The 25,314-nt window shown below is 69.0% G+C and carries 25 protein-coding genes and 8 pseudogenes; 13 read left to right on the top strand and 20 right to left on the bottom strand.

Annotated elements, in window-relative coordinates; translation table 11 throughout:
- Positions 1-15: 15 nt before the first annotated feature.
- From ACWCRD_RS42700 to ACWCRD_RS42690, 3 genes and pseudogenes are all read right to left on the bottom strand, one after another.
- On the bottom strand, positions 16-315 hold the full coding sequence (locus ACWCRD_RS42700) for a hypothetical protein (protein WP_450971084.1): 300 nt from the start codon (positions 313-315) through the stop codon (positions 16-18).
- A gap of 475 nt (positions 316-790) precedes the next feature.
- Positions 791-850 (bottom strand): annotated as a pseudogene (locus ACWCRD_RS42695) (DUF6207 family protein); the annotation flags it as partial.
- Positions 851-927: 77 nt separating this feature from the next.
- Positions 928-1,161 (bottom strand): annotated as a pseudogene (locus ACWCRD_RS42690) (hypothetical protein); the annotation flags it as partial.
- 377 nt (positions 1,162-1,538) lie between these two features.
- Here ACWCRD_RS42690 and ACWCRD_RS42685 point away from each other — a divergent pair.
- Positions 1,539-2,426, top strand: a complete 888-nt coding sequence (locus ACWCRD_RS42685) for a LysR family transcriptional regulator (protein WP_450971058.1) — start codon at positions 1,539-1,541, stop codon at positions 2,424-2,426.
- Here the strand turns inward: ACWCRD_RS42685 and ACWCRD_RS42680 are convergent.
- The 6 genes and pseudogenes from ACWCRD_RS42680 to ACWCRD_RS42655 form a co-directional block, all read right to left on the bottom strand.
- Positions 2,415-3,350: a DMT family transporter gene (locus tag ACWCRD_RS42680; RefSeq protein ID WP_450971057.1), complete on the bottom strand. Its 936-nt coding sequence runs from the start codon at positions 3,348-3,350 to the stop codon at positions 2,415-2,417. The two genes, ACWCRD_RS42685 and ACWCRD_RS42680, sit on opposite strands and share 12 nt — an antisense overlap.
- 28 nt (positions 3,351-3,378) lie before the next feature.
- Positions 3,379-4,260, bottom strand: coding sequence for an aspartyl/asparaginyl beta-hydroxylase domain-containing protein (locus ACWCRD_RS42675; RefSeq protein WP_450971056.1), 882 nt, complete (start codon positions 4,258-4,260; stop codon positions 3,379-3,381).
- Positions 4,257-5,273, bottom strand: a complete 1,017-nt coding sequence (locus ACWCRD_RS42670; protein WP_450971055.1) for a DMT family transporter — start codon at positions 5,271-5,273, stop codon at positions 4,257-4,259. Before ACWCRD_RS42670 ends, ACWCRD_RS42675 begins: the two co-directional genes overlap by 4 nt.
- A gap of 31 nt (positions 5,274-5,304) precedes the next feature.
- The gene (locus ACWCRD_RS42665) at positions 5,305-6,177 is read right to left on the bottom strand and encodes an aspartyl/asparaginyl beta-hydroxylase domain-containing protein (RefSeq protein ID WP_450971054.1); all 873 of its coding nucleotides are present in this window, start codon (positions 6,175-6,177) and stop codon (positions 5,305-5,307) included.
- 670 nt (positions 6,178-6,847) lie between these two features.
- Positions 6,848-7,101: pseudogene (locus tag ACWCRD_RS42660) on the bottom strand (IS5 family transposase); the annotation flags it as partial.
- A gap of 45 nt (positions 7,102-7,146) precedes the next feature.
- Complete coding sequence (locus tag ACWCRD_RS42655) at positions 7,147-7,419, bottom strand: YrhB domain-containing protein (protein WP_450971033.1); 273 nt, start codon at positions 7,417-7,419, stop codon at positions 7,147-7,149.
- A 58-nt stretch (positions 7,420-7,477) separates the two neighbouring features.
- Between ACWCRD_RS42655 and ACWCRD_RS42650 the strand changes: the two genes are divergently transcribed.
- Positions 7,478-8,248, top strand: a complete 771-nt coding sequence (locus tag ACWCRD_RS42650) for a transposase (protein WP_450971053.1) — start codon at positions 7,478-7,480, stop codon at positions 8,246-8,248.
- Between the two features lie 420 nt (positions 8,249-8,668).
- Positions 8,669-9,244, top strand: a complete 576-nt coding sequence (locus ACWCRD_RS42645) for a dihydrofolate reductase family protein (RefSeq protein ID WP_450971052.1) — start codon at positions 8,669-8,671, stop codon at positions 9,242-9,244.
- A 107-nt stretch (positions 9,245-9,351) separates the two neighbouring features.
- Here ACWCRD_RS42645 and ACWCRD_RS42640 read toward each other — a convergent pair whose 3' ends face one another.
- Both ACWCRD_RS42640 and ACWCRD_RS42635 read right to left on the bottom strand, forming a co-directional pair.
- On the bottom strand, positions 9,352-9,927 hold the full coding sequence (locus ACWCRD_RS42640; RefSeq protein ID WP_450971081.1) for a hypothetical protein: 576 nt from the start codon (positions 9,925-9,927) through the stop codon (positions 9,352-9,354).
- Between the two features lie 201 nt (positions 9,928-10,128).
- Positions 10,129-11,082, bottom strand: coding sequence for a hypothetical protein (locus ACWCRD_RS42635; RefSeq protein ID WP_450971051.1), 954 nt, complete (start codon positions 11,080-11,082; stop codon positions 10,129-10,131).
- 279 nt (positions 11,083-11,361) lie between these two features.
- On the opposite strand from ACWCRD_RS42635, the gene ACWCRD_RS42630 reads away from it, so the two are divergent.
- Positions 11,362-12,951 carry an ISL3 family transposase gene (locus tag ACWCRD_RS42630; RefSeq protein WP_450971050.1) on the top strand — a complete coding sequence of 530 codons (1,590 nt, stop codon included), beginning with the start codon at positions 11,362-11,364 and terminating at the stop codon, positions 12,949-12,951.
- A 47-nt stretch (positions 12,952-12,998) separates the two neighbouring features.
- Here ACWCRD_RS42630 and ACWCRD_RS42625 read toward each other — a convergent pair whose 3' ends face one another.
- From ACWCRD_RS42625 to ACWCRD_RS42610, 4 genes and pseudogenes are all read right to left on the bottom strand, one after another.
- Positions 12,999-13,655 (bottom strand): HD domain-containing protein, encoded by a 657-nt coding sequence (locus tag ACWCRD_RS42625; RefSeq protein ID WP_450971049.1) that lies wholly within the window; start codon positions 13,653-13,655, stop codon positions 12,999-13,001.
- Positions 13,656-13,986: 331 nt separating this feature from the next.
- Positions 13,987-14,667: pseudogene (locus ACWCRD_RS42620) on the bottom strand (IS3 family transposase); the annotation flags it as partial.
- 132 nt (positions 14,668-14,799) lie between these two features.
- Positions 14,800-15,096 (bottom strand): annotated as a pseudogene (locus tag ACWCRD_RS42615) (histidine kinase dimerization/phospho-acceptor domain-containing protein); the annotation flags it as partial.
- Complete coding sequence (locus ACWCRD_RS42610; RefSeq protein ID WP_450971048.1) at positions 15,066-15,692, bottom strand: hypothetical protein; 627 nt, start codon at positions 15,690-15,692, stop codon at positions 15,066-15,068. The pseudogene ACWCRD_RS42615 and the gene ACWCRD_RS42610, both read right to left, overlap by 31 nt.
- Before the next feature lie 4 nt (positions 15,693-15,696).
- On the opposite strand from ACWCRD_RS42610, the gene ACWCRD_RS42605 reads away from it, so the two are divergent.
- From ACWCRD_RS42605 to ACWCRD_RS42580, 6 genes are all read left to right on the top strand, one after another.
- A complete protein-coding gene (locus ACWCRD_RS42605; protein ID WP_450971047.1) occupies positions 15,697-15,828 on the top strand; it encodes a hypothetical protein in 132 nt (43 codons plus the stop codon).
- 237 nt (positions 15,829-16,065) lie between these two features.
- Positions 16,066-16,350, top strand: a complete 285-nt coding sequence (locus ACWCRD_RS42600) for an oligopeptide/dipeptide ABC transporter ATP-binding protein (RefSeq protein ID WP_450971080.1) — start codon at positions 16,066-16,068, stop codon at positions 16,348-16,350.
- A gap of 124 nt (positions 16,351-16,474) precedes the next feature.
- Positions 16,475-17,623, top strand: coding sequence for an ABC transporter substrate-binding protein (locus ACWCRD_RS42595; protein WP_450971046.1), 1,149 nt, complete (start codon positions 16,475-16,477; stop codon positions 17,621-17,623).
- 112 nt (positions 17,624-17,735) lie between these two features.
- On the top strand, positions 17,736-18,941 hold the full coding sequence (locus ACWCRD_RS42590; RefSeq protein ID WP_450971045.1) for a sensor histidine kinase: 1,206 nt from the start codon (positions 17,736-17,738) through the stop codon (positions 18,939-18,941).
- Complete coding sequence (locus ACWCRD_RS42585; RefSeq protein ID WP_450971044.1) at positions 18,938-19,597, top strand: response regulator transcription factor; 660 nt, start codon at positions 18,938-18,940, stop codon at positions 19,595-19,597. The genes ACWCRD_RS42590 and ACWCRD_RS42585 overlap by 4 nt, the downstream gene beginning before the upstream one ends.
- 450 nt (positions 19,598-20,047) lie before the next feature.
- Complete coding sequence (locus ACWCRD_RS42580; RefSeq protein WP_450971043.1) at positions 20,048-20,296, top strand: DUF6233 domain-containing protein; 249 nt, start codon at positions 20,048-20,050, stop codon at positions 20,294-20,296.
- A gap of 590 nt (positions 20,297-20,886) precedes the next feature.
- Here ACWCRD_RS42580 and ACWCRD_RS42575 read toward each other — a convergent pair.
- The 3 genes from ACWCRD_RS42575 to ACWCRD_RS42565 all read right to left on the bottom strand — a co-directional run bounded on the left by ACWCRD_RS42575 (position 20,887) and on the right by ACWCRD_RS42565 (position 21,849).
- Complete coding sequence (locus ACWCRD_RS42575; protein WP_450971042.1) at positions 20,887-21,309, bottom strand: TetR family transcriptional regulator C-terminal domain-containing protein; 423 nt, start codon at positions 21,307-21,309, stop codon at positions 20,887-20,889.
- A gap of 11 nt (positions 21,310-21,320) precedes the next feature.
- A complete protein-coding gene (locus ACWCRD_RS42570) occupies positions 21,321-21,527 on the bottom strand; it encodes a TetR family transcriptional regulator (protein ID WP_450971041.1) in 207 nt (68 codons plus the stop codon).
- 76 nt (positions 21,528-21,603) lie between these two features.
- On the bottom strand, positions 21,604-21,849 hold the full coding sequence (locus tag ACWCRD_RS42565) for a hypothetical protein (protein ID WP_450971040.1): 246 nt from the start codon (positions 21,847-21,849) through the stop codon (positions 21,604-21,606).
- Here ACWCRD_RS42565 and ACWCRD_RS42560 point away from each other — a divergent pair.
- Both ACWCRD_RS42560 and ACWCRD_RS42555 read left to right on the top strand, forming a co-directional pair.
- A pseudogene (locus ACWCRD_RS42560) lies at positions 21,842-22,054 on the top strand (transposase); the annotation flags it as partial. The gene ACWCRD_RS42565 and the pseudogene ACWCRD_RS42560 sit on opposite strands and share 8 nt — an antisense overlap.
- Before the next feature lie 216 nt (positions 22,055-22,270).
- Positions 22,271-23,830 (top strand): MFS transporter, encoded by a 1,560-nt coding sequence (locus tag ACWCRD_RS42555; RefSeq protein WP_450971039.1) that lies wholly within the window; start codon positions 22,271-22,273, stop codon positions 23,828-23,830.
- Positions 23,831-23,957: 127 nt separating this feature from the next.
- Here ACWCRD_RS42555 and ACWCRD_RS42550 read toward each other — a convergent pair whose 3' ends face one another.
- Positions 23,958-24,296 carry a hypothetical protein gene (locus ACWCRD_RS42550; protein WP_450971038.1) on the bottom strand — a complete coding sequence of 113 codons (339 nt, stop codon included), beginning with the start codon at positions 24,294-24,296 and terminating at the stop codon, positions 23,958-23,960.
- A gap of 218 nt (positions 24,297-24,514) precedes the next feature.
- A pseudogene (locus tag ACWCRD_RS42545) lies at positions 24,515-24,982 on the bottom strand (SDR family NAD(P)-dependent oxidoreductase); the annotation flags it as partial.
- Between ACWCRD_RS42545 and ACWCRD_RS42540 the strand changes: the two are divergent.
- A pseudogene (locus ACWCRD_RS42540) lies at positions 24,863-25,225 on the top strand (helix-turn-helix domain-containing protein); the annotation flags it as partial. The pseudogenes ACWCRD_RS42545 and ACWCRD_RS42540 overlap by 120 nt on opposite strands.
- Between the last annotated feature and the right edge of the window lie 89 nt (positions 25,226-25,314).

The following is a 25,314-nucleotide window of genomic DNA, read 5'->3' as shown; positions in this document are numbered from 1 at the left end:
GACGGACTGACACTTCTAGGGGCGTGTCGTCGAACGCATCCAGTGCCTTACGGGCAAGCCGCCCAGCTCGACGATGCGGCGCAGCACGGCGCGGGCACCGGGCATCACGGCGGCGATCGTGTCGAACAGGAGCCGGTCCGTCCAGCCTTCCCGGAGGTCCTCGCCGCTGAGTTGTTCCGGCCCCGGCCGGGGTTCCAGGGCGGGGGCTTTGGGCCAGTCTCCCGCCGTGGCGGCGGGGTTGACCCCGTAGGCGGCCTGCACGGCTGCGATCACCTGGTCGTACGTGTCGGTCCGGGTGTCGATGGTCAGCTGCACGCTCTCCCCCTTTGGTGATCTCCCTCCCATCCTGCACCCGGTTCCCGTCGGGCCTTCTCGTACGCGGACGGCCCGGTCCTCCGCCTGCCGGTCCCGGGAGGCCGGCAGGGCGGGGCTGGGGTTGCGTATTCAGCGGGTTGCGGTCTCTGCCAGCTGGGGTTGCGCTCGTTCCGGAGTGAAGGAGAGGGCTGCTGGAGGAGGGATGCCGGCCCAGGTTCGGTGGAGAGTCTCGGAGCGGGCCGTCAGGCTGCCCGGGACGTCGGGACGTGCGGCGCCGGCGGCGAACGCGCCCTGGGCGCCGCTGAGTCCGTCGCGGAGGCGTGCGCGCACATCGGCTGGACCTACCAGCGGCTTGCGCCGCTGGATGAGGTGCCGGCGGCGAACCTGAAATGGCTGGCTCGCTACCGCCACCCCCGGCAACGCCGGCGGTCGCGAGCAGCTGCTGGAAGGCCAGGGCGGTGGCGTCGTCGGCGGTTGCGATGTCGACGACGACCAGGCCCGGCTCGCTCACGTACGCCTCGTTGATGGGGTTCATGTACGGCACTACGCCCGGGCACCCGGGGAGGGCTCCGCGGCAGCCGTGTCTTCACCCGACCGCGCGGCGGGCTGCCAGGGGCGGTCGCCGGACCAGTCCCAGCGAGCCGGGTCGCCGATGCGCGGGTCGTACAGTGCCCGCCCGCCGGGGCCGGACTGCCCGAGCTCCCGTGAGGAGGGAGACACCGTCGTCGATCTCCTCCGGCCTCCAGCCGGTGATGTCGAGCAGCAATCCGTCCAGCGGCCCGCCCACCAGGCCGGCGTAGCTGCGTCCCGGCTTCGGTCGGCTTTGTAGATCCGGCCGCGCAGCAGCTGCTCAGCGTCGCTGCTGTCCCATGCCCTCCAGCCTCGTAGCCACCACCGACAACGCGGGTTTGCCCGGGCGGCCCTGGGCAAACCCGCCCGGTGCCGGGGAGGATCAGCTCAAGGACGTCGTAGAGCTTTCCCGAGCATGGCTCGTTCCCTTGTGCGGGGCGGGTATCCCTGACGGGCCGCCTCCGCAGAACAGACATATACGCACGGAGCTTCAAAGGGTCGGCCACGTGTCGGGCTGCGGCGCGGCGCGGAGATCGGCTGTCTGCGTCGCCCGGCCCGCGGACGAACCGACCGCTCCGCCCCGAAGGACCTGCTGCGCCGAAATGGTGACACTGAGATAGTGGGCTTATACACGTGTTACTGAGGGGACGCCTATGAGTGTGGAACTGCGGCACTTACGCGTATTCATCGCGGTGTGCGAGGCCAGGAGCTTCACCCACGCCGCCACGCGCATGGTGATCAGCCAGCCGGTGGTGTCACGGACCGTGAAGCAGCTGGAGAAGGCGGTCGGGACCGAGCTGATCGACCGGAGCACCGGTGAGGCCCGGCCGACGGCGGCGGGGGCCGTACTGCTGGACCACGCCCGTGCGACAGTCGCTCAGTTCGATCACACGCTGTCCAGCGCGCAGTCGCTCAGCAGACCGCTCCTGCTCGGCTACACCTGGTCGGTGCTGGACAGCCGGATTCTGGGCGCGGTGGAAACCTGGGAGAGCGAGCACCCGCTGCATCCCATGATCACGCGCCGGTGCGACGACCGGCTCGCCGGGCTGGGCGACGGAAGCACGGACGTCGCTCTCGTCCGGGAACGACCGGAGGGTCGCCCCGGCCACCCAGAAGACGCCTTCCGCAGCCTCACGCTGCTGAGCGAGGACCGTTACGTGGCCCTGCCCAGGGACCATCCGCTCAGTGGGCGGCCCACCCTGCGGCTGGAGGACCTTACGGCAGAAGTGTTCGTGGACAACACCACCTCGGGGACCGTGCCGTCCGGACTGTGGCCACCGGGCGGCGCGCCGCAACGGCGGCTGCCGGTCGAGACGTTCGAGGACTGGACCTTCGCCATCGCGGCCGGACGCGGGATCGGTCTCACCCCGGCGTCCACGGCCGCGCTGCGCCCCCATCCGGCGCTGGCGTTCGTCGCGTTGACGGACGCCCCTGCCGTCGACCTCCACCTCGCCTGGCGGGCCGGCGCCGAGCATCCGGCCCTCGCCGCGTTCACCGGCCACATGCAGCGGGCGTTCGCCCCGCCCACCTCAGTTCCCTGACGCGTCCGCCCGTACGACGACGAACACGCCGACCAGGACAACAAGTACACCCACGTACGTCTGAAGCGGTGGGGTCTGCCCGAGCCACAGGCCCGCCAGCAGGGCCGCACCCGGCACTTCGAGCAGGGAGACGGCGGCGACGGTGGCGCCGCTCACCACTGCGAGGGACCGGTTGAGCAGCGAGTGTCCGAGCAGTTGGCCCGCGACGGTCAGAGCGGCGAGCGTGGTCCAGGTCCCGACCGAGTACCCGGCCAGGTCACTGCCCGTGAGCAGACACACTGCCAGAAGCGCCGCAGACGCTGAGGCGTAGCAGATCAGCGTGTACATCTCGGTGTTGAGCCGCTGCCGGACGTGCTCACCGACGGACAGGTAGGCCGCCAGGCACACACCGCTCGCCATCGCGAGCGCGTCCCCGGCCAGGGCCCGGGCGGACACGCCGACGTCGACGCTGCTGACGACCAGCACCCCGGTGAAGGCGACGAGCATGCCCGCCCACCCCGCCCTCGGCACCGAGCGGCCCCGGGCCCGGGCGATGAGCCCGGCCCACAGGGGCGTCGTACACATCAGGGCGGTGGAGGTCGCAACGGAGGTCATGGTCAGACTCGGGATCCACAGACCGAAGTGGGCCGCGAGCAACACCCCGGCAAGCACGCAGTACCGCAGGTCCGACCGCCCGGGCCTCCCGCGTGCTCGGCCGGCGGAGCGCCGGCCGAGCACGCGGGGCAGCACGATCGCACTGGCCGCCGCGTTGCGCCAGAACGCGATGGCCAGCGGCGGCGCCGCGGCGGCCGCGGCGAGGGGTGCGGCCAGACAGATGCCGACGACCGCGACGGTGAGGAGCGCCCACTCCGCAGGGGGCAGGGGCACACGCGCCGCGACACCGTGTGTGCGGGCGTCCTGTGTCTGGTCGCCGGTCACCCTCACCCGGAATTCCTTGATCGCTCGGACTCGTTCACCAGGACGTGAACGAGAAGCGCTGGTGCATCGCCCGGTCCGTGACGTAGAACTCCTTGGCTTCTTCCGCTTTGGCCACCAGAGCCGGGTCATCGGTGCGTTCCGTGATCTCGATGAGCCAGTCGTAGCAGGCGATACTCGGGGTCTCCACGGTGAAGTGGAGCTTCGCCAGCGCGAATGCGAGGTCACGGAACGTGTGGCGGTTGCAGGCCACCGAGAGGCGACGCACATCGAGGGCGAAATCCTTAGGCAGCGGGCTCCGCTTGACGAGCAGCGGCTCGATGCCCGGTGTGTACGCGCTCCGATCGGCGAAAATGTCGGCCGCGGTGAACGGACGGTCGAAGGAGAAGTCGAGGCAGAGGGATATACGGCTGTCGTCGGAGAAGTTGGCCGCGCAGTGGACACCGGCGGCGTCCAGGAACCAGATCTCCCCCCTCCGCATCCTGAAAACCTGCTCCTCGTCGGAGTTGTAGGTGTGCTCGTTGTCCTCAAGCACCACCAGGACCCGGAAGTTCTGCTGGTGCGGGGCGCCGCCCGATTCGTCGAGCTCGAGGAAGTCCTTGTGCGGCATCATCGACGCGTCGACGATGTCCCTGCCCCGGACCATTCCCAGCCGATCCACGGCGAACGTGCTCGCGATGACCTCGTTCAGGTACGGCAGACGCGTCGCGTGTTCCGTCGGCCGGGCCGGTGACTCCGATTCCCGGAAAAGCGTGTCGCTTCCGTCACCCGTGTCGTTCCACAAGGGTACGTTCTTCCAGAATCCGCTGGTGAACTCGTCATACACCTCCTCACCCTTCGGCAGATCCCGGATGGCGGCCACCTCGGGGGCCAGCCGGGTGTCGTCGAGGTCGAGCTTCCCAAGAATGCGCGAGGTCATGGTTCTTCCTTGACTCGATCGGTGAATGCGACAGGTGACTCGGTCTGCGATGCGGTGGACGGCGCGACGGGTGACGCCGGATCCGTGCGGGTGGGTGACGTGGCGCGTGACGCGGAGCGCGGGCCGGAGTCGTGCGTCGCCGAACGCTCCACCAGGAGCACCGAAGCGACGACCGCGGCCATGCCGCACCATTGGTGGGGACGCAGGGCCGTGCCGAACACGACCAGGTCGAGCACCGCGGTGACGGGCGGGACCAGGTAGAACAGGCTCGCCACCCGCGTCGCGTTCCCCCTGCGAGCCATGGCGTGGAGCATTGCCGTCGCGCCGGTCGACACGACGACGGCCATCCATGCCTCGGCCACCCACAACCCTGGCCCGAAAGCGGTGACGGTCTGTTCCAGGCTCAGTGCGAGGAGGATGAAGACGCAGCTCGCCGCCGTGTGCTGGATGGCGATGCTCCGCCACAGTCCAATGCCGGTGAGCTTCTGCTGCGCGATGGTGCCGAGCGTCATGCACACCATCGCGGCCAGCGCCGCACCGACTCCGTCCATGGCTGTCAGCAGGTCCCCGAGATCCGTCCGGTCGGCGACCACGAGCACCAAGCCCACGAGCCCCGTGACGAGCCCTGCCCAGGGAGTGCGCCGCCGCCCGGTGACCGACGCCGTGAGCAGAGGCTGCACGCCGAGGACCGCCGCCAGCATGCCGGCGGAGATGCCGAGGTCGAGGCTGAGGAAGAACATGCCCTGGTAGCCCACCTGGGTGACCAGGCCGACGACGACGGCGCGACCGCGCATGGCGCCGCCGAGCGGCCCCGTGTCTCTCGTCCACCGGGTGACCGCCCAGGCGATGAGCGCGGCGAGGATGGCCCGGACCGCGAGGAAGGGAACTGGCGAGGCGTACCGCAGGCCGAGTTCGGCGAAGATCGCGCCGCTCGCCCACATGACCACGAAGGCCCAGGGGGCAAGCGCCGCCGGCGAAGTCAGCCGCGCCCGGTACGGGGTCGGCGCCCGCATGCGTTTTGCTTCCCCGGTCCGCCGCACGGCCTCAGGCGGCCGGGGCGATGGAGAGGCGCTCGTTCATCACGCGCTTTTCGACCATGTAGCGGCGCAGTTTCTCCGCCTTGTAGGTGAGGGTGTCGTCGCCGCTGCGCCGGCACACCTCGACCAGCCAGTCGTAGGTGGCCGTGATCGGGGCGTTGGTCCGGAAATGGACCTTGGAGAGCAGGAACAGGATGTCCTTGAAGTTGTCGTGGTCGATGACCGCGGCGAGCGCCCCGAGCCGTAGCGGGAAGTCCGCCGGCAGCGGCTGCCGGAACGGCCTTTCCGGCGTGCTGTCGGGCCGGTAGGCCCGCTGGTCGGTGAAGACCTCCCAGTCCTCGAACGGACCGTCGAAGACGAAGTCGACACAGATCGACTGGCGGCTTTTCGTGGAGAAGTTGACGGCGGCGTGGACCGAGGCAGCGTCCAGGAACCAGACTTCACCCGGCCGCATCCGGAACACACCGGTCTCGTCCGAGTGCAGGGCGTCCGGGTTGTCCTCCAGGACCATGAACAGCCGGAAGTACCGCTCCCAGCTCTTCTCCAGTTCCACAAAATCCCGGTGGGGTATCACCATGGCGTCGACGAGATTACGCGCGCGGACCATCGTCACCCTGCTCATGTCGAAGTGCTTGCGCACCACGCTTTCGAGATAGGGCAGCTGCCTGCCGTAATCCGTCTCCCGCGCCTGACGGTCGATGTCCCGGTACGTCGTGTCGGACGCCTCGCCGGAGGAATTCCACAGCGAGCAGTTCTTCCAGTAGCCGGAACTGAATTCGTCGTACGCTTCCTCGATGCGCGGGAAGGAGTTGAGCGTGGCGAGGTTGTCCGCGAGCAGCACCTGATCGAGCTCGATTTTCCCGAGGATACGTGAAGGCATGAATCGTCCTCTACGCCGGTCGGCATTTCTTGCGTCTGGGCTCATGTAACCGACAAGAAAGCTAGTCCTCGATCGGGTGCACGCGGAAATGCACGGTGCACATCACACATACGGCCGGCGCATGCGTGCACCTGAGCTCACCGAACGGCGATGCCGCCGTGACGCACGTCACAGCGGCATCGCGGGCGGCTGACGGTGTCGCGCCGGACCGACAACTCCGTTGCGTCGCCGCACGGATGGAGGCCTTGGCGGCGCCGTACCCGTCGTACCTCCGGTGCGCTGGCATCCCACGCCGCGCGAAACGGCACGCCGGCGCCGCACCTGACGCCCTGGCAGCCCGACCACCTGCTCGAACATGACAGCACGTACTCGTGGGTGGATTTCAAAAGCACCCCCATGCACCAGGCCGGCCACCTGCCGACGGTGGGACGGGAACGGCGCCCCGCGGGCCTGCCGGTGGCGGCGGCAGCCCCGCCACGCGACGACACCACAGCTCAGGACCCACCCAGCCCCTGCCAGCCGCAACCTGAGCGTCAACGCCCACACGACTGACGAGGGCTGGTACCCAGAGACAGAGCACACGACCACGCCTCCCCGAGTGGGTAAGAGAGGGAGGCCGTATCCTCCGTTGTTCCATCCCGGAATCGGCGGTTGGTGTAATTTTGCGGGGTCGCGCGGAGACAGGGGACTCGCTGGTGAGGCGGCGGGCCATCAAGTCGGTACGGCGAGAAGGACCATGGCCTCCGAGCGGTGCGGACGGGTCCCGTAGTCCCGCGCCAGACGCCGGTACAGCATCAGCCAGCCGTAGGTCCGTTCCACCGCCCACCGCTTCGAGACCGGGGTGAATCCCCTTGCCCCGGAGGCTCGCTGGACGATTCCGAGGTCGATACCGAGGGCGGCGGCATGCTCGACGAAGCGCTTGCGCTAAGGGCTGTCCCGTAACGGCGGTTGCGGGCAGCGGCAGCCTCGTCAGATGCTCGGGTTCTTCCACAGATGTCGCTCGTCCAGGGTCCCGAATCGCACGTCTCCGCGTTCCAGGTCGACGAGGATGGGCCAGCAGTCCAGCAGCTGCTCTCTCGGATCGCCTGAGGCGAGGTACTGCACAGAGTTGTAGGGCACGATGAGGAGCCCGTTGCTCTCCCGGACCCGCTCTGCGTCGATGGCGAGAGGCGGCTCGTTTTCACGCTGGCTCTGCACGAGGAACGCCACCGCGAGCTGCAGGGCCTGGTCCTGCTCCATCATCCGTCTCCAGTCAGTTGACTCGAAGAATGCACCCTGATTAGCCTGGGATGATCTTGGTGTGGCTGGTGTGATCACGGCGTCGGAGCCGTCCTGGATAACCCCGTTCACTGGGCTGAGCCCGCGTGCTTTCGGGAAGCTGGTGACGGTGCTGCGGCGCGAGGGTGCGGACGCGGTCCGCAAGGGCCGGCCGTGGAGCCTTCCGATGGAGGACCGGGCCTTGCTGGTCGCGGCGTATTGGCGCACGAACCTGACCATGCGGCAGCTCGCCCCTCTGTTCGGGGTGTCCAAGTCGGCGGCGGACCGGATCATCGATCACCTCGGGCCGATGCTCGCTCTCCAGCCCCGCAAACGGTTCGCCAAGGACACCGTGCTCATCGTGGACGGCACCCTGGTGCCCACCCGCGACCACACGATCGCCGAGCGGTCGAAGAACTATCGGTACTCCACCAACCACCAGGTCGTCATCGACGCTGACACGCGCCTGGTCGTCGTGGTCGGCCGGCCGCTTGCTGGAAACCGCAACGACTGCAAGGCATGGGAGGAGTCCGGCGCCAAGGCCGCCGTTGGTAAAACCCTCACGATCGCCGACGGCGGCTACCTGGGCACCGGACTTGTCATCCCGCACCGCCGCGAGCGCGGCCAGAGCGCACTCACGGCCTGGAAAGAGGAACACAACAAGTCCCACAAACAGGTCCGAGCCCGCGTCGAGCACGTCTTCGCCCGTATGAAGACCTGGAAGATCCTCCGCGACTGCCGCCTCAAAGGCGACGGCGTCCACCACGCCATGCTCGGCATCGCCCGGATGTACAACCTCGCCCTCGCCGGATAGCTGGACGGGGCCTCTGGCCTGGGAGGATAGGACTTGCTGAGGGTTCGATCCGTCCGGCGTGGAAGGCACCTATCAAGTGAGGGGTGCCGGAGCACGCCCGGAGGTCGTGGTGAGCGCGGACGGCCGTGGCGTTGTCGGCCAGCCGGGGCAGGCTGTTGGGCGACCTGACGGACCTGACCGGGCTTACCGACGCGTCGGGTGATGCGTTGGCCGGGTTCGGCAGCGGCAGGGTGGCACGACCTTGGCGGGGCTGCTGTGGAAGCCCGGACCGGGTGGTCAGGGCGGCGGTGATAGCCGGTTGGCGTTGCTCTCGGTGGTCGGGAGGCGTGGTGGAGGATCCACAGATCACCGATGAGTTTGACCGGCACGCCGGGTCGTACACAGCGAACGTAGAACGCGGACAGAGGCAGGGAGTTACCCATGGCACAAGTGATCTGCGATATGTCCATCTCGCTCGACGGGTACGTCACCGGCCCGAACGATAGCCGCGAGAACCCGTTCGGCGATGGTGCCTGGATGCTGCACAAGTGGATGTCCGACCAGGCGACCGACGAAGATCGAGCCATCCTGGAGCAGGTGATCGAAAACTGGGGTGCGGTGGTGATGGGCCGCAGATCATTCGAGAAGAACGAGGGAGATGGCGGCTGGGGTGAGGGCGGCCCGATCGGAGACGTCCCGTGCTTCGTGGTCACTCACCAGGCACCGACCAGGTCCTACGCGCCTGTTTTCACCTTCGTCACCGACGGGGTGGCCAGCGCGATCGAGCAGGCCAAGAAGGCGGCGGGCGACAAAGTCGTCGGGCTGCACGGCGCGACCGTAATGCAGCAGGCGCTCCCGCTCGGCCTGGTCGACGAGATCCGCGTGCACGTCATCCCGGTCCTGGTCGGCGGTGGTACGCCGTTGTTCGGCGCGCTCGACTCCTCGATCACCCTGGAACGCACCCAGGTGACAGCGACCCCAGCGGCAACCCATCTCTACTACCGCGTCGTCCGTTAACCTCGCCGTTTCGCTCGGGTACGGCTGACTTTGGGGCGGAAACGCGAAAGTGCCTTTCGACTCGGGAACTGCCTTTCGTCGGTCGCGCGTCGTCTGTGGCTGCCTGGTCAGCCGAGGTGCAGGACGGTCAGGGCGGTGGTCCAGTCCGTGACGATGGCCTTCTGCGCGGCGGCGAGTGTGACCAGGCCGGCGCAGACCGCGGTGTGCAGCTTCGTCTCCACCGGGTCCTTCAGGTTGTTCACCCCGGCCCCCTTCTTGTGTCCCGGGTCGGCCGGCTCAATCCACAGGTTACGCGGATCATTAGGGTCGCCTCCGAGCTGAAGGCTGATCAGATGGTCGTACTCGGCATCCCCCATGCGACCGGTGTATCCACAGGAGGCAGCGTTGAGCCGCTTCTCCTTGCCCGTCACGTACGCAGGCGGGCGGATCCCGGAGGTGTAGCCGCCCTTGCGGCAGATCGTCGACTTCAAGTTCGCCTGGGTGACCGCCGGGGAGATCGCGCCCGGCGTGCACGGCGGGTCCTCCAGCGGCTCCCCGTGCTCGTACCGGTAGTGGCAGGAGCCGGCGGCCGGCTGCTGCTGGACCGTGTACTGCTTCTGCGGCCCCGCCCCCACCGCAATCGGACCGGACGACCCGCCGCGGAGCGGTGCGGACGGGCGGCGATTCCGAGCGTGCAGAATCAGCGGGCCTTTTCCGGGTTCCCGGCTCCGTCCTGGAGGATGCTGGACGGTGACGGGTTCTTCGTGACCCTTCCGGGCTTCGAGCACTGCACCTCGACAGCGACCACCTGCACGTGGAGCAAGATCAGCTGACGCAAGCCCGAGCGTCAGGCAGGCCAAGCAGGAGGGGCCAGGCCGCAGGACTGGCCCCTCCTTTCTCGCGGGTCAGCCGGCCAGCGGCTGCCACCGGTCTTCTTGAGCGGGGTCGAGCCTGCTGCCCCAGACCAGCGCCCCGCCCACCAGGCCGGGCTTGTCCCGCGTGGCCAGCGCGGGAGCTTCGAGCATGTCCGCGACACCTTCCAGGTAGGTGGCCAGCGTGTCGAGCTCATCGCCGGGGGCTTCGTTGTAGCGGGACCAACGGCCCAGATAACCGGTCGCAGCATCCAGATACAGGCCCGAGGTACGGTCGACGACACCATAGGAGATGACCGGAATCCAGCCAGCCTTCCACACGGTGATCCGGTCGTACTCGGGGCGGCGGGCGTTGAGCGTGTCCTGGTGGGCCTGGGCGTCCATCTGCTGCCGTTGGAAAGCGACTACGGCTTCCAGGCTCATCAGAGCCTGGTTGCCGGGCAGACATCCCGCACCGTCGACCCCGTCGTCGCCTGCGCTCAAAGACCATAGGGTGCGCAAGTCGGCGGGTATCGAGATGCCGAGGTCCTGCTCCAGGCCGGTGACGGCGGCGGGGCTCGCGCCGGCATGGAGCGCCGCGTGAGAGTCGGGAGCGTTGTCCTGGAGCCAGCGGGTGATGCGCTGCCAGGCGTCGACGATCTGCCGTTCAATAACCGCACCGGCACCAGAACCGGCGGGCGCGTCCTGGCCGTGGTCGTGGTCCGGATCGTTCACGGCGGGCTTCACGGCGGGCTCGGCGGAGGGGGCCCGCTGCACATACCGGATCTCGATCCGGTCGGGCTCGCGGATATAGCCGACAGCCAGAGCGGGGCAGTCCTCGAACAGGTCGCCGTCGACCATCACGGTGAGAATACCCGGCAGACTCGAGGGCTGGCCCATGTCCGGATCATCGGCCAGCTGGCCAGCCAGGACCTTCAGGGCGTAGGGCACGCCGGCCCCGAACTGTAAGGCGATCTCGCGCACGTGCTGGGGGATTTCGACGTTCACGGCCCAGTGCTCCTTGCCGGTCGGATGGAGGCAGTGCCGATCACACAGCAGGACCCGGATTTTCGCACGGCGTCAGCGCGCTTGAGTATGTCGATGAAGGGCAGGTTCTGGCACAGATCTTGGGGAGGGGTCGCGGAGCGTCACCGCGGTGTTCGATTGCGATACACCGAGCGTGTGTGAGACCGCGTACGCCGTGCCGCCCAGCGACAGGTAGTGACGCTCCGTCAGGTGTCTGTAGATATCCGTCGCAGGCGGCTCTGGCCGGTGACAGTGCTGGTCATGCAGGCCGACGTATCGTTCTGGGACTCGGTGGTGTTCGACGGGATCGACGACCTGGTCGTCGAGACGGTGACGGCCGTTTTCGACACGGTCGACGTGGTGGCAAGAGGCTGGGCGGTCGGGGTCGTCTGTCCGGACTGCGGTGGCTTCTCGGACCGGGTACACGACTCCTACCAGCGCAGACTAAGAGATCTCCCGCTCGGTGAGTTCCGCGTCGTGATCCTGTTGACGGTCCGGCGGTTCGTCTGCGGCTCGGCGGACTGCCCACGCCGGACGTTCGCCGAGCCATTCGCGCAGTTGACCACCCCGTATGCACGCTTCACCAGCCGCCTCAATCGCGCCCTGGAGCGCATCGGACTGGCGCTGGCCGGACGGGCCGGCTCCCGGCTGGCTGCCCAACTCGGCTTCGCCGCGGGGAGGATGACCTTGCTACGCCGGGTCATGGCACTGCCGGATCCGCCGTGGAGTACGCCGCGAGTGCTGGGTGTGGACGATTTCGCCACCCGGCGCGGGCAGTCGTACGCCACTGTGATCACGGACGGTGAACGCCACCATCCGATCGACGTCCTGCCCGGACGTGAAGCGGGACCTCTCGCCGCATGGCTCACCGCGCACCCTGGCGTGGAGATCATCTGCCGGGACCGGGCAGGCGCCTACGCTGAAGGAGCACGACTCGGTGCCCCTGACGCTCTCCAGGCCGCCGACCGGTTCCACCTGTGGCAGGGCCTGGGCCGGGCGGTGGAGACCTGCGTCGCAGCCCACCGCGAGTGCCTGCGCCCTCCGGCATCGCCCACGCCGTCAAACGCGGACACGCAACAAGGAGATCCGGGGCTTCTCCGTCTGGATCCTTCCGGACGGCGCGCTCAACGCAAGAAGGCCGCGCATGCCCTGGTCCACGAGTTGCTCAAGCAGGGACACTCGCGTCGGGCGATTGCCCGGCATTTGGGCTGGGGACTCAACACCGTACTGCGCTATGCGAGCGCCTCGCACTGGCAGAACACTCTTCGCGAGAACCGGCCCAGGCCCAGCCGGCTGGACCCCTACAAGCCCTATCTGGAACGACGGCTCACCGAAGGCTGCACGAGCGTCACCCGGCTGCACCGCGAACTGCTCGCCGAGAACGCCCCCGTCACCTACCAGATGGTCCGCGCCCACATCGCCAGCCTGCGCTCCTGTCCGCCCCAAGCACCGCCACCACCACCGACGGTGCGGCAGGTGACCGGCTGGCTCACCCGTCATCCCACGGCCCTGAGCGAGGAGGACCGCGCCGGTCTGAAGGACGTTCTGGCCCGCTGCGCCGAACTGGACACCGCCGCCGGACACATCCGCGAGTTCGGCGAGATCCTTGCCGAACGCCACGGCACCATGCTCCCCACCTGGATCGATGCTGTCGACGCCAGCCAACTCCCCGGCCTCACCGGCTTTGCTCTCCACATGCTCCGAGACCTCGACGCCGTGATAGCCGGACTCACCCTCGAATGGAGTTCCGGCGGCACCGAGGGGGCCGTGAACCGCATCAAGAAGATCAAGAGGCAGCTATACGGACGTGCCGGATTCGATCTACTCCGCAAGATGATTTTGCTTCAGTGACCCTCCGTGGCCCGTTCTCCACGGCAGAACAGCCGACGTGGTACCCGTCACCCCTGGGGCGTGGCGCGTCTCGACCAGCCGCGTGTCTCGCCCTCGTCGATGAGGCGTCGCCCCGCCCTCCACAGGGAGGCAGATGCCTCCCCGATCACTGCCTTGCGGGCCCGGACATCGTCAGCGGTGACGCCCGGAGTGCGCCACGTACCGCCGCGCGCCATCCAGTTGAGGAGTAGTGGCTGCAGCCGGTCCATCGCTTTGGCGAATTTGGCTTCGGGAGTGCAACGTTCCTCAAATTCGTCCCAGAGAACCCGCATGCGCTGAGCTTGATCCGCTGGAAGCAGGCTGAAGAGCTTGTCGGCCGCGGCCACTTCCCGTTCGTGCTGATCGCTCCCCGCGGCATTGTCGTAGAGGGGGGTATCGCCAGCGTAGATTTCCACCAGATCGTGCAGGAGAACGAGCTGAATGGTGTGCCCTACGTCGATGGGCTGGTCGGAGTGTTCGGCGAGGATCACAACCATCATCGCCAGGTGCCACGAGTGCTCCGCGTCGTTCTCACGTCGGTCCGCCGCTGCGAGGGGAGACTGACGGAGGATGGTCTTGAGCTGGTCCACCTCAACAAGAAAGGTGAGTTGGGCACGCAGTCGATCATCGAGGTCGTCGGGAAAGGGCGTCTTCTCGGTAAGCAAGCTCCGGCGCTCATCACTCATGGGTTCATCGTGGCATGCGCTGTCCGGGTCGCGGGTGACTCGGGCTCCAGACCCGTCAGACGACCGCTTCTTCTGGCGGCGACGGACTTGGATAACCCTCCGCGACCCCTCCCCAAGATCTGTGCCAGAACCGAGTTTCAGCAACACCTGCAGCGGCGTCGGCTGATGTCTGGAAGCAGCTCTGGCCCTTCCTCTCTATGATCACTTGACTGACCGCGCGAGGGCTGGGTGGATAGGCTTGGTCGAATGATCGAGACTGAACGGCTCTTGCTGCGGCCTCTGCGGGTCGAGGACGGGCCTTCCCCCCGTGATGGTGGACACGCTTCGTTGATCACGCGGCGAGTGTGAGCTTAGCTGCGTGGTGTCGGCGTTCGTATTCGTTGGGGCTGAGGTGGCCGTTGGCAGAGTGCCGGCGGCGGGTGTTGTAGCGGGTCAGCCAGGCAAATGCCGTCCTTCTGCAGGTGTCGGCGTCGCCGTAGTCGCGGGCGCCCTGGAGGGTCTCGCGTTTGAGGGACGCATGGAAGCTCTCGCAGGCTGCGTTGTCCGCGCTGGTGCCGACCGCGCCCATCGATCGGGTGACCCCGAGCCGGTCGCAGAGATCGGCGAAGGCTCTTGATCCGTATTGGGCTCCGTGGTCGGAGTGGAACACGGCGCCGTCCAGGCCGCCGCGGGTCGCCGCCGCCATCTGCAGTGCGCTGGTGACCAGGCTGGTGCGCATGTGGTCGGCGATGGACCAGCCGACGACCTTGCGGCTGAAGCAGTCCAGCACGGTCGCGAGATAGAGGAACTCTCCGTCTTCCAGGGGGAGATAGGTGATGTCGCCCATGTATTTCAGGCCGGGTTCGCGGGCGGTGAAGTCCCGCTGGAACAGGTCGGGAACCGGTGCGGTGGCCGGGTCCGGGATCGTGGTGCGGACGCGTCTGCGCAGGTGACGCAAGGAGTTGTCCAGAAGGTTGTGCAGGACCTGGCGCAGGCGAACCGGATCGAGGTCGGCCGTCACTTCGGGACGGCCGCGACGTTCGACGGCGATGGTCGCTCCCTCGGCCATCGCACGGGTCCGGAACGCGTCGGCCGAGTGTGTGTGCAGCCGCTCCAGCGATACGGGCTCGCGACGCACCGGGAGTCGGCCTCCTCGGGTACGAGCGAGCACGAGTAGGTCCTCGGCGAGACCGACCAGCCGGTCGGTCTCGGCGGTGGCCGACCGAATGGCGGCTTCCAGCTCGGCCCGGTCACGCGGACGCGCCGTGGCCAGTTCGAGCTGGGCACGGAGCAGCGCCAGGGGCGTGCGCAGTTCGTGTCCGGCCATGTCGACGAAGCGGTGCTCGCGTTCCAGGGCCTCCTGGAGGCGGGCGAGCATGGCGTTGAGTGTGTGCGTGAGCCGGGCGAGTGCGTCTTTGCCCGGCGGCTGGGTCAGCCGCCGCTCGGGTTCGGTCTCGGAGATCGCGGCAGCCTTCCGTCGGATGCGCTCGACCGGGCGCAGGGCGCCGCCTGCGAGCAGCCATCCGGCGTACGAGGACGCGAGCAGGGCGAGGGGGCGCCGACGAGCAGCAGGAGCAGGAGTCGGTGCAGGGCCTCCGCGCGGTCGCCGAGCGGTGCACCGACCACGAGGACGGCGGGCCGAGGTACCCGACCCGGCAGGCGGACCGGCACGGCGAGGAGCCGGGCAGGGTCGTCGACACCCACGACTCGGCGGTCGAGGAAGACCGGCTTGGCGCCGGTGCGGGTGCTGCTCGGTGGCAGCATCGGGGCCGCCGCGACGGCGGGGGTCGTCTCCACCACGTCGCCGCTCGGCGACAGGATTTGGCCGAACGACTCGTCGAAATCGATGAGCCCGCGTCCCGCGTCCAGTGGCGCCCGTTCACGCTGGGACAGCGAGCTGACGGAGGCCGCAGCCCGTGCCCGCAGATCTACGTCGACGGCGCGGGTCAGCTCCGTACCCATCCGGGTGTAGAGGAAGGCGCCCAGCGCGGCCACCACCGCCGCCATCCCCAGGCAGAAGGCGAGGGTCAGCCGGAGCCGGATGGGCAGCCTAGGCAACGCCGTGAACATCGTCGGCCTGCTTCATGTGCGCTGTCCGGTCGGCGCGATCGTCGCGCAGCCAGTAGCCGGCGCCACGGGATGTGCGCAGCGACTGCCGTCCGAAGGGCCGGTCGATCTTCTGCCGGAGATGTGAAGGAGATCACCGTCAAGGGCGGCCCCTTGGCGCGGGAGCGCACGGCGAAGAGGCTCTACGAACTCACCCGCCACGGGCCCTTGCTGCTTGACAGACGACATCAGGAATCTGTGAACCTCTTCGCCGACCTCCAGCAGGAGTTCGGACTCACCTACGTCTGCTACGTCTTCATCGCGCGCGAACTCGCCGTGGTACGGCACGTCTCCGACCGGATCGCGGTCATTTACCTGGGGGGAGATCGTCGAACTCGCCGATACCGGGGCGCTGTTCACGGCACGCATCCCTCCGTACACACAGGCGCTGCTGTCGGCGGTGCCGGACATCGACGTCAGGACGCAGACCTCGTCCCGGGAGCGCATCGTGCCGACCGGGGAGGTGCCCCACCCGGTGGAGAGGCCGTCGCGGCGCCCCTTGCGGACCCGCTGCCGCTACGCGCAGGAGATCTGCTCGACGCAACGGCCCAGGCTCACCGCGACGGCCCCCGGGAGGCTCGCGGCCTGGCATTTCCCCCTCGCGGGCTGAGCGTTCAACCGAAAGGTTGAATCCAAAGGCATCCTATGGACGACGCGGAACCGCGCGGCCGGTCGGCAGACTGGCCGCGCCGCCGCGTACGGAAGGTGGCGGCGGAACCAGGAGGCCCCCCACCATGCCCAGCAACTTCAGCAGGCGTCGGTTGCTCACGACCGGTGCCGGTGTCGCGCTCGGCGGTGCCGCCGCCGTCGCCGCGCAGAGCACTGCGAGCGCCGCCCCGGCCGTCGGCTCGTCGCTCACCGGCGTCCGCGAGGAGACCCGCTCTCTCGACGAGCTGTACGAGGCGGCGATCGCCGAGGGCGGCAAGCTCGTCCTGTACCAGGGCGGGGACGTGGACAGCCAGGCGGCCGGAGTGCGTTCCGCGTGGGCCGCGCGCTTCCCGAAGGTCGAGCTGACGGCCGTAGTGGACTACAGCAAGTACCACGACGTCCGCGTCGACAACCAGCTCGCCACCGGGACCCTGGTCCCCGACGTCGTCCAGCTCCAGACACTCCAGGATTTCACCCGCTGGGGGCGCGAGGGCAAGCTCCTGCGCTACAAGCCGGCCGGGTTCTCCAAGGTCCACCAGGGCTTCAAGGACCGGGACGGCGCGTGGACGGCCCTGATGGTCATCGCCTTCAGCTTCATGTACGACACCCAGGGCGTCGGCGCCAATGCGCCGAAGACCCCACTGGACCTGCTCGATCCGCGCTGGAAGGGCACGATCGCGTCCTCGTACCCCAACGATGACGACGCGGTCCTCTTCCTGTACACCCTCTACCAGCAGCGGTACGGCTGGGACTGGGTGGCCAAGTTCGCGGCGCAGCAGCCGCAGTTCGCGCGTGGCACGAACACCCCCGGTGCCGCGGTCAACGGCGGGACGAAGACCATCGGGGTCGGCGGCTCGGGCAGCCTGCTCTCCTCGTCGACGACGGTCAAGTGGGTTGTGCCCGAGGGCGACCACCCGTTCATGGCGTGGGGCCAGCGTGCCGCGATCCTGAAGCAGGCGGCCCACCCGGCGGCCGCCAAGCTGTACATGAACTGGCAGCTGTCCGAGGAGCGCCAGAAGGCCAGTTTCAACGGCTGGTCGGTGCGCACCGACGTCACCCCGAACGCCGGCCTGAAGCCGGTGTGGGAGTTCCCGAACGCCCACGTCGTCGAGTTCCCGAGGTTCATGGAGGACCGGGCGACGGTCGAGCGGATGAAGCAGACGTTCTCGCTGTACTTCGGTGAGGTCCAGGGCGCTCCCTCGCCCGGCTGGCTCGGACTGCACCCGGGGGCCTGACATCAGCACGAGCACGGCTTCGCCTGGGCGTTTACAGCGATCACACGGGTCACGGCATACAATCCGTGCCCTGTTGTCACCGCCGCCCGGCCCGCCCCAGGGAGCCGCAGCCGTGCTCGTCACCGCTCTCGCCGCCCGCCGGTCCGCCGTGTCCGCGCGGCACCTGCCGCACCTGGTGTTCCTGGTCGCGGCCGGCGGCACCCTCGTCCGGCTCCTCCAATTGCACAGCGAACTGTGCTGGCGGGTCGCGCCGCCCACGGCGGCCATGGCCCTGCTGTACGCGGTCGGGCTGAGCCGGTGGGACCGGCTCGGCTGGGCCCGGCCCCCTCTGCTCGGTGCCCTTCTGCTGCTGTGGGCTTCGGTGGCCTGGGCCCTGTCGGGCCCGCTAGCCTCCGGGTACGCGTGGCTCTCGGTGCCCTTCGCGGTCCTCGCGATGCGGACCCCCACGCGCGCGGAGCGGGCCGTGGCCCTCGGCGTGATCACGGCCCTGCTGCTGGCCGTCCTGGTGCGGGCGTACGGCGCCGTCGACCCCGACGTGCTGGCACCGCCGGCCGCCGCCGTCTGGGCCACCGTGCTGCTGTACCGCGACCAGCAGCGGCTCACCCAGGAACTGGCCGGCACCCGCGGGGCGCTGGCGCGGCAGCAGCGTGAGGCCGGGCGGCTGGCGGAGCGGGCGCGTATCGCCCGGGACCTGCACGACACGCTCGCGCAGGAGATCGCCGGCAGCCGGATGCTGCTCCAAGCCGCCGAGCGCGACTGGGAGCGCCGGCCGGAGGCGGCCCGCGGACAGGTGCGGGTGGTCACCGAAGCGCTCGGCGACCATCTCGCGCAGACCCGCGGCATCATCCAGGACCTCACCCCGCCGGTGCTCGCCGAGAACGGACTGGAGTCGGCGCTGCGCGACCTGTGCGCCCGCACGGACACCACGGCCGGCACGCCCCGGATCTCCTTCCGCACCGAGCACGACGCCTGCCCGCTCCCGACCGAGCACGCAGTTGCCCTGCTGCGGGTCACCCAGGGGCTGCTCGCCAACGCGTGCGAGCACGCGAGCGCCGACCAGGTGCGGGTGACCCTGGTGTATGGCGAGGAGGGAGCGGCGGCCGTCGAGGTGTGCGACGACGGGGCCGGCTTCGACCCGGGTGCGGTGCGGTCGGCCGGGGACTGCCGGGGCTTCGGGCTCGGCGGGGCGCGAGAGCGGCTGGTCGCCTTGGGCGGTTCGCTAGCCGTGGACAGCGCGCCGGGACAGGGCACGCGCGTGCGTGCGTCGCTGCGGGACCCGGCGCACGCGGTGGACCGGATCCCGGTGGGCGCCCAATGAGCGAGGCCGTCGAGCCCACGCTGCGGATCCTGATCGTCGACGACCACACCGTCGTACGAGCCGGTCTGCGCGCCCTGCTGGAGGGCGAGCCCGGTTTCGATGTGGTCGGCGAGAGCGGGGACGGGCTCGAAGCGGTGCGGCTGGTCAAGCGGCTCGGTCCCGACGTCGTGCTCATGGACCTGCGCCTGACGGAGCCGGGCGTGGCGGGTGACGGCATCGACGGCATCGAGGCGACCCGTCGGATCCTCGACGTCGACGCGCGCGTACGGGTCGTCGTGCTCACCAGCTACGGCAGCCAGGCCGACGTACTGCGGGCCGTGGAGGCCGGGGCGCGCGGGTACGTCCTGAAGGCGGGCCCGCCCGAGGAACTGTTCCGCGCGGTGCGGGCCGCGGCAGCCGGGGGTCTGGCGCTGGCCCCGGAGGCCGCCGCCAGTGTCCTGGGGCGCGCGGCCCAACCGCCGCTCAGCGAGCGGGAGGTCGAGGTCGTACGGCTCCTCGCGCAGGGGCACAGCAACCGGGCGATCGCCGGTGCGCTCTTCCTGGCCGAGGCGACGGTGAAGACCCACCTCGTCCGCATCTACCGCAAGCTCGGCGCCGAGAACCGCGCGGCCGCGGTCAGCGAGGCCGTCCGGCTCGGGCTGATCGAGCTGGTCTGACGCGCCGCCGGTAGGCCTGCTTCCAGCGGGCCCGATGCCACGCGTTGCTCTGTCCCCGGCCGTTCATGCCGCCCAGGGAGGCAGTTGCAGAGGAACGACTTCGCGCGCATGCCGTGGCCGTTCAGCGGGCGGTCATGCATCGCGGCTCGTTCCGGCCGCGAAGCCCGACACCGTCCGCACGTCCTACCTGAAGGGCCGTTCGACCGCCGCCCCTGCCCGCGACACCGGCGTCAGCCGCGGCGCGATCCGCATGGCTGTCGCCGGCCTCCTGCCCGACCGCACCACCGTTGAGGAGTCACCGACGACCGTTGTACCCATGTTCCCCGCGGCCGTTGTTCGGCCGTCAAGCGGCGGGCAGTGAAGGCGTGTTGGAGTCCTCGCCAGGCCACGGAGGCCTGTAGACCGCGGGCTTGACATCGTCGATTCCACAGAATCCGGGTGTGGCACGCCATGCGGCAGCAGCGGATCGACGACAAGACCGACGCGCTCCGACAGAGAGAAGCCGAGCAGGAACAGGGCCATCAGCGGCGCCCGCCCGCCCCGGACTGGATCGTTGAACTCGGCACCGGCGCCGGGAATCCGCCCACTCGCGTTCACACCGGCGACTGCTACGCCGCGGCCAAACGCCGGCGCCCGGGCACGTTGGCCCTATACCGCCTCCCCAAGGCCCAGGCCCCGGCACGGACAGACGCCCAGTGATACGCGGCGCTCGGGCCCGAAACACCCCCAAGCGGCGGCGGCCGGTCATCGACGTGGCCTGCAGTGTGCTGATCGCGACCTGGTCGTGCACGCAGAAAAGGCGTGGCAGATCCGGGTCCAGGTCTCCCAGCACTCCAACACCGAGCTGCACGACGTGGCGGAGGCCATGGTGGCCACCACGCGGCAGATGCCGACGCCGACCGATCTCCAACAACACCTGGCGTCGGCGGAGACGGCATGGCGCGCTTGCCGAGTCCACGACGCGCAGTGCCCAACTCCCCGGGCATCCGTACCGGGCTGGACGGGGGGGGCGGCGCAGCACCTGGGGAGGTCCGCGCCGCCTCCTGCACGCCGGCGATGAGCGCAATCGGCCGGGCGGAGCTGCGTGGCCGCAAGCCGCTGCCGCAAGTACCGCAAGGGTTTACGGCCGCGGCGCTGCTACGAGTGGTCGAGTGAAGCACATGTTCTGACCTGCGGAAAGTGCCGATGCCGTTAGGGGGTGCGACCAGCTGTTCCGCGGCAGCGCCAGGAAGCGTTTTTGAGCGTTTGCAATCCAGCGCCGGCGGCGGCGAGCAAGTGCTGGGGAACGCTCACCGCGGACTGCTGTCCGGGCACTGGGCTTCGCCGAGCAACCCCCGGACGGCCTCGTTGAATCCCACCGTGTCGGTCAAGCCGAAGGCGACACGCTGGAGCAGGATTCCGTGCAGCAGACCGATCAATACCCGTGCGCCGCTCTCCGGCTCGACGGTTTGGACAGCGCCCGCCGCCTGTCCGCGGCGCAGGGCGTCGGCGATTCCGTGACGGACCCTTTCGAAGCCTTCCAAGGCGCGGACGTGCAGGCCGTCGTCGCGCAGCAGTTCCGACCAGGTCTGCACGACGCACTGCAGCAGTTCCTCGACCGGCACCACCTGCCCTGCGGCGTCCGTGACGGTCTCGGCACTCAGTGCCTGAAGGGAGGCGGCGACCAGGTCGCCCAGGGAAGGGGCATCAGCGGCCACCGCCACCCGCTCCATCGGCTCGAAGATCAGCCGGAAGGTGTCCGCGGCGATGGCCAGGATGATCTCCTCCTTGCTCGCGAAGTAGCGGTAGGGGCCCCCGCGGACACACCGGCAGCGGCGGCGATGTCCGGCATCGAGGTCTGGTGGAAGCCGCCCCGCGCGAAACACCGGCGCGCCGCCGCCACGATCTCCGCGCGCTTGGCTTCCCGACGCTCGGGCGTGATACGGGGCATGGCCCGCCTCCCTAGACGTGAATGATCATTCATCTTGACAGAGGAACGGTATCGGGCTCATCGTGAAAATGAAAGATCATTCACGGAAGCGAGGATCTTGATGAGCACCGAGCTGACCATCGGCACCTACCGGTACGAGCACACCGAGGCGCTCTTCGACGGCCGCGTGAAGATCGACGGGGCGGACGCCACTTTTGAGACGGAGCCCCTGGTCTCCGACCTCTTCCGGCACATGCTCGAAGGCCGCTACGACATAGCGGAACTCGGCCTGACCTACTTCCTGCGCACCTTCGACCTGGACGACGCCCGAGCTCTGGATCACCCAGGTCCGCGCTGCCGATCTGCCGCACCTGCATGCCTCCACTCGAGGGCTGGAACGAGACATCGACGCCGTGATCGCCGCGTTCACACTCCGCTACGGCAACCGCCCCACCGAGGGCGTCAACACCAAGACCAAGCGGATCGCCCGCCAGATGCACGGACGAACAGGCCTCACCCTCCTCCGCCACCGCAACCTCCTCGGATAGCGACACCCTCCGTCACCACCGAATGTGAGACAGGACCGTTGAACTGACACACCCGCCCTTAACGAAAGACACAGGGGCACGCCGTCGGCGATCTCACACGTGTGACGTCAACGATCACGGGAAGAAGCCCGGCATGCGGCGGGTGCGCGCCTGCCGCAGAATTCGCCTCAGCAAGGCTGCGCGTGGTGAGGAGAGGCTGGAAAGGTGGCCGGTGCGGTGTCCGACGGAGGGTCCGATCCGGGGCCGGTGCAGGTGTCGAAGGCGGTTGCGGAGCTGCCCCGGCAGGTGCGCGAGGAGCTCACGCGCCGGCTGCGGCGCAAGAAGCACGCCTTGCGGACTGACGACGTACAGGTCGTCGAGCCACCGCTGCTGCGCCGAGCGGTCGGCGCCTCGGCGCTCGGCAACTGCATGGAGTGGTTCGACTTCGGCGTCTACAGCTACCTGGCCGCCACCATCGGCAAGGTCTTCTTTCCAGGAGCCTCTTCGGGGGCACAGGTCGTCTCGTCCTTCGCCACCTTCGCGGCCGCGTTCGTCGTGCGGCCCCTCGGGGGTCTGGTGTTCGGTCCCCTGGGTGACCGTCTGGGCCGGCAGAAGGTACTGGCCACCACCATGATCATGATGGCGATCGGCACCTTCGCCATCGGTCTCATCCCCAGCTACGCGACGATCGGCATCGCCGCTCCGATCCTGCTGCTCATCGCCCGAATGGTGCAGGGCTTCTCCACCGGGGGCGAGTACGGCGGCGCGACCACGTTCGTGGCCGAGTACTCACCGGACCGGCGCCGCGGATTCCTCTCCAGCTGGCTGGACTTCGGCACCTTCGTGGGCTACGCGCTCGGCTCCGCACTGGTGACCGTGCTGAACCTGGCGCTCACCGACGACCAGATGCTGGCCTGGGGCTGGCGACTGCCGTTCCTGATCGCGGGCCCGTTGGGCGTGATCGGCCTCTACATGCGGCTCAAGCTGGAGGAGTCGCCGGCCTTTCGGCAGCAGCTGGACGAGCACGAGAAGAGCGTCGCCCTGAAGTCGGCGGGCAGCGAGCTCACATCCGTCGTCAGGAAGTACTGGCGGCCGCTGCTGATCTGCATGGGGCTGGTGCTCCTGTACAACGTCACGAACTACATGGTCACCGGTTTCCTGCCGACGTATCAGACGCACACGTTGAACCGCTCCAGCAGCTCGGCTGACGTGCTGGTCCTGACAGGCATGGTGTGGATCGTCCTGCTGATCACCTTCATCGGCCGCCTCAGCGACCGGATCGGCAGGCGGCCCGTCTACGGGGTCTCGGCGGCCGCGATGATCGTGCTCGCTGCGCCGTCCTTCCTGCTGATCAAGATGTCCGGAACGTGGCCACCGATTTTCGGCGTGCTGATCCTCTCCACGCTGCTTGCCTGCTTCGCGGCACCGAGTGCCGCCACCTTGCCGGCCCTCTTCCCGACAGCCGTCCGGTACGCCGCGATGGGCATCGGTTTCAACATTGCGGTCGCGGCCTTCGGAGGCACCACCCCGCTCGTCACCGAAGCCCTGGTCAACGTCACCGGCGACGACATGATGCCCGCCTACTACCTCATGTTGGCCGGGATGATCGGCCTGGTGACGGTGAAGTTCCTGCCGGAGACCGCACAGGTCCCGCTCGACGGCTCGCAGCCGATGGTCGGGTCGCGTGAGGAGCGGCAGGAACTGATCACCACCTCCCAGGAGCTGTACCGGGTCTCCGCGGAACAGCGAGACGTCGCCCGGCAGCCGGAGTCGTCAGCCCGCTTTCGCCGGTCCTGAGGCGAAGCCCCGCGCCGTTCAGGCTCCGAACCGGGGCTCCGTGCCGACGATGTGTGCTGGACCGGGTCGTACGCTGTGGAGGCCGGCTCTTCATTCGCGCTCGTCCGTCATTTGCCGCCTTCGGCCGTCACGCCTTGGCGGCGAGTGACCGCCACTTGTTCCAGGTGTCGAGTCGCTGCTGGTAGGCGGCTTCGACGACGGGACAGGGGTACGTGCCGAGGAAGAGCCGCAGGGGCGGTTCGTCGGTGTCGGCCAGTTCGAGGATGACGTCGGCGGTGGCCTGCGGATCCTGGGGTGCGCGGGCGGTGGCGCCGGCCCGGCGTGCCTCGCTGACAGGTTCGTATGCGGCGATGGGTTCGGTGTGCACCGCGGAGGAGCCGGACCGGTCGGTGCCGTAGGGGCCGGGTTCGACGAGCGTGACGTGGATGCCGGGCGGGCCGACCTCCTGGGCCAGGGCTTCGCTCACCCAACGCCACCACCCGGACCTGTGGAAACATCCACCCGGTGGTCGACACGTGAGTCTGCCGGGGGGCGGCGGGTGGGGACGGGCGGCGCTCCGTACGGGGTGTCAGGTCCGCTCGTTCAGCGCACTCGGGGGCTGCCGCCGGACGCGGGCGTGGGTTTCGCCCCCCCTCCGCCCCTTCCCTTCCCGTCCCTCGGGGCTGCGCCCCCAGACCCCCCTTCGGCGAGCGCCCACTTGGAGGCGTTGCACAGCCCCAGGGTGGGAAAGGCGGCGAGCCCACCGAGGCTGGACACCTGCAGGATGTGCCCGCTGCCCCGTGCCCGTAGGAAGGGAAGAGCCGCCTGCGTCACCCACAGGGGGCCGAGCAGGTTGGTGTCGAGCTGGGCACGGGCCTGCTCCTCGGTGGCCTCCTCGACCATGCCGAACAGACCGTAGCCCGCGTTATTGACGACCACATCAAGGTGGCCGAAAGCCTCGGCGGCCTGCCGTACGGCGGCGGTGACGGCGGCCCGGTCGGTGACGTCGAGCACGAGCGGGAGCACGCTGTCTCCGTAGGCGTCGGCCAGGGGCTGCAGGGACTCGGGACGGCGTGCCGTGACCGCGACGCGGTCGCCGCGGGAGAGGGCGGCATCGGCCCAGATCCGGCCGAAGCCACTGGACACGCCGGTGATGAACCAGGTCTTCTTCATGCCCTCGACCCTGCGCCCTGCGCTGGACCGGAGCCAGCACCCCCGGAGGGTTACCCTGCGGCCAGGGCCGCAGAAAACGCGCTCGGAGAGTTCCTGAAGGCCCGACGGGGACGGGTTACACCCGCGCAGGGGGACCTGCCCGCCCGCGGCCGGCGCCGGGTCGCGGGATTGCGCCGGGAAGAGCTGGCCCGGCGGGCCGGGATCAGCGAGCCGTATCTGATCCGGCTGGAACAGGGCATCGACCGGCATCCATCACCGCAGGTGCTGCGGGCGCTCGCGCGGGCACTGGAGCTAGACGCCGACATCTCGACGCACCTGTTCGTGCTGGCCGC

It is taken from the genome of Streptomyces sp. NPDC002092, assembly GCF_053593775.1.
Note: the sequence above shows the minus strand (reverse complement) of the source record. Positions and strands in the feature narration are given on the sequence as shown.

Bases quoted from the DNA above. Each gene is read 5' to 3' on its own strand.
- ACWCRD_RS42670 (WP_450971055.1), bottom strand. From the start codon at position 5,273: ATGCGGGCGCCGACCCCGTACCGGGCGCGGCTGACTTCGCCGGCGGCG.
- ACWCRD_RS42675 (WP_450971056.1), bottom strand. From the start codon at position 4,260: ATGACCTCGCGCATTCTTGGGAAGCTCGACCTCGACGACACCCGGCTG.
- ACWCRD_RS42580 (WP_450971043.1), top strand. From the start codon at position 20,048: ATGCGGCAGCAGCGGATCGACGACAAGACCGACGCGCTCCGACAGAGA.
- ACWCRD_RS42655 (WP_450971033.1), bottom strand. From the start codon at position 7,419: ATGATGGAGCAGGACCAGGCCCTGCAGCTCGCGGTGGCGTTCCTCGTG.
- ACWCRD_RS42570 (WP_450971041.1), bottom strand. From the start codon at position 21,527: ATGCCCCGTATCACGCCCGAGCGTCGGGAAGCCAAGCGCGCGGAGATC.
- ACWCRD_RS42595 (WP_450971046.1), top strand. From the start codon at position 16,475: ATGCCCAGCAACTTCAGCAGGCGTCGGTTGCTCACGACCGGTGCCGGT.
- ACWCRD_RS42685 (WP_450971058.1), top strand. From the start codon at position 1,539: ATGAGTGTGGAACTGCGGCACTTACGCGTATTCATCGCGGTGTGCGAG.
- ACWCRD_RS42665 (WP_450971054.1), bottom strand. From the start codon at position 6,177: ATGCCTTCACGTATCCTCGGGAAAATCGAGCTCGATCAGGTGCTGCTC.
- ACWCRD_RS42575 (WP_450971042.1), bottom strand. From the start codon at position 21,309: ATGGAGCGGGTGGCGGTGGCCGCTGATGCCCCTTCCCTGGGCGACCTG.
- ACWCRD_RS42585 (WP_450971044.1), top strand. From the start codon at position 18,938: ATGAGCGAGGCCGTCGAGCCCACGCTGCGGATCCTGATCGTCGACGAC.
- ACWCRD_RS42625 (WP_450971049.1), bottom strand. From the start codon at position 13,655: ATGAGTGATGAGCGCCGGAGCTTGCTTACCGAGAAGACGCCCTTTCCC.
- ACWCRD_RS42645 (WP_450971052.1), top strand. From the start codon at position 8,669: ATGGCACAAGTGATCTGCGATATGTCCATCTCGCTCGACGGGTACGTC.
- ACWCRD_RS42630 (WP_450971050.1), top strand. From the start codon at position 11,362: ATGCAGGCCGACGTATCGTTCTGGGACTCGGTGGTGTTCGACGGGATC.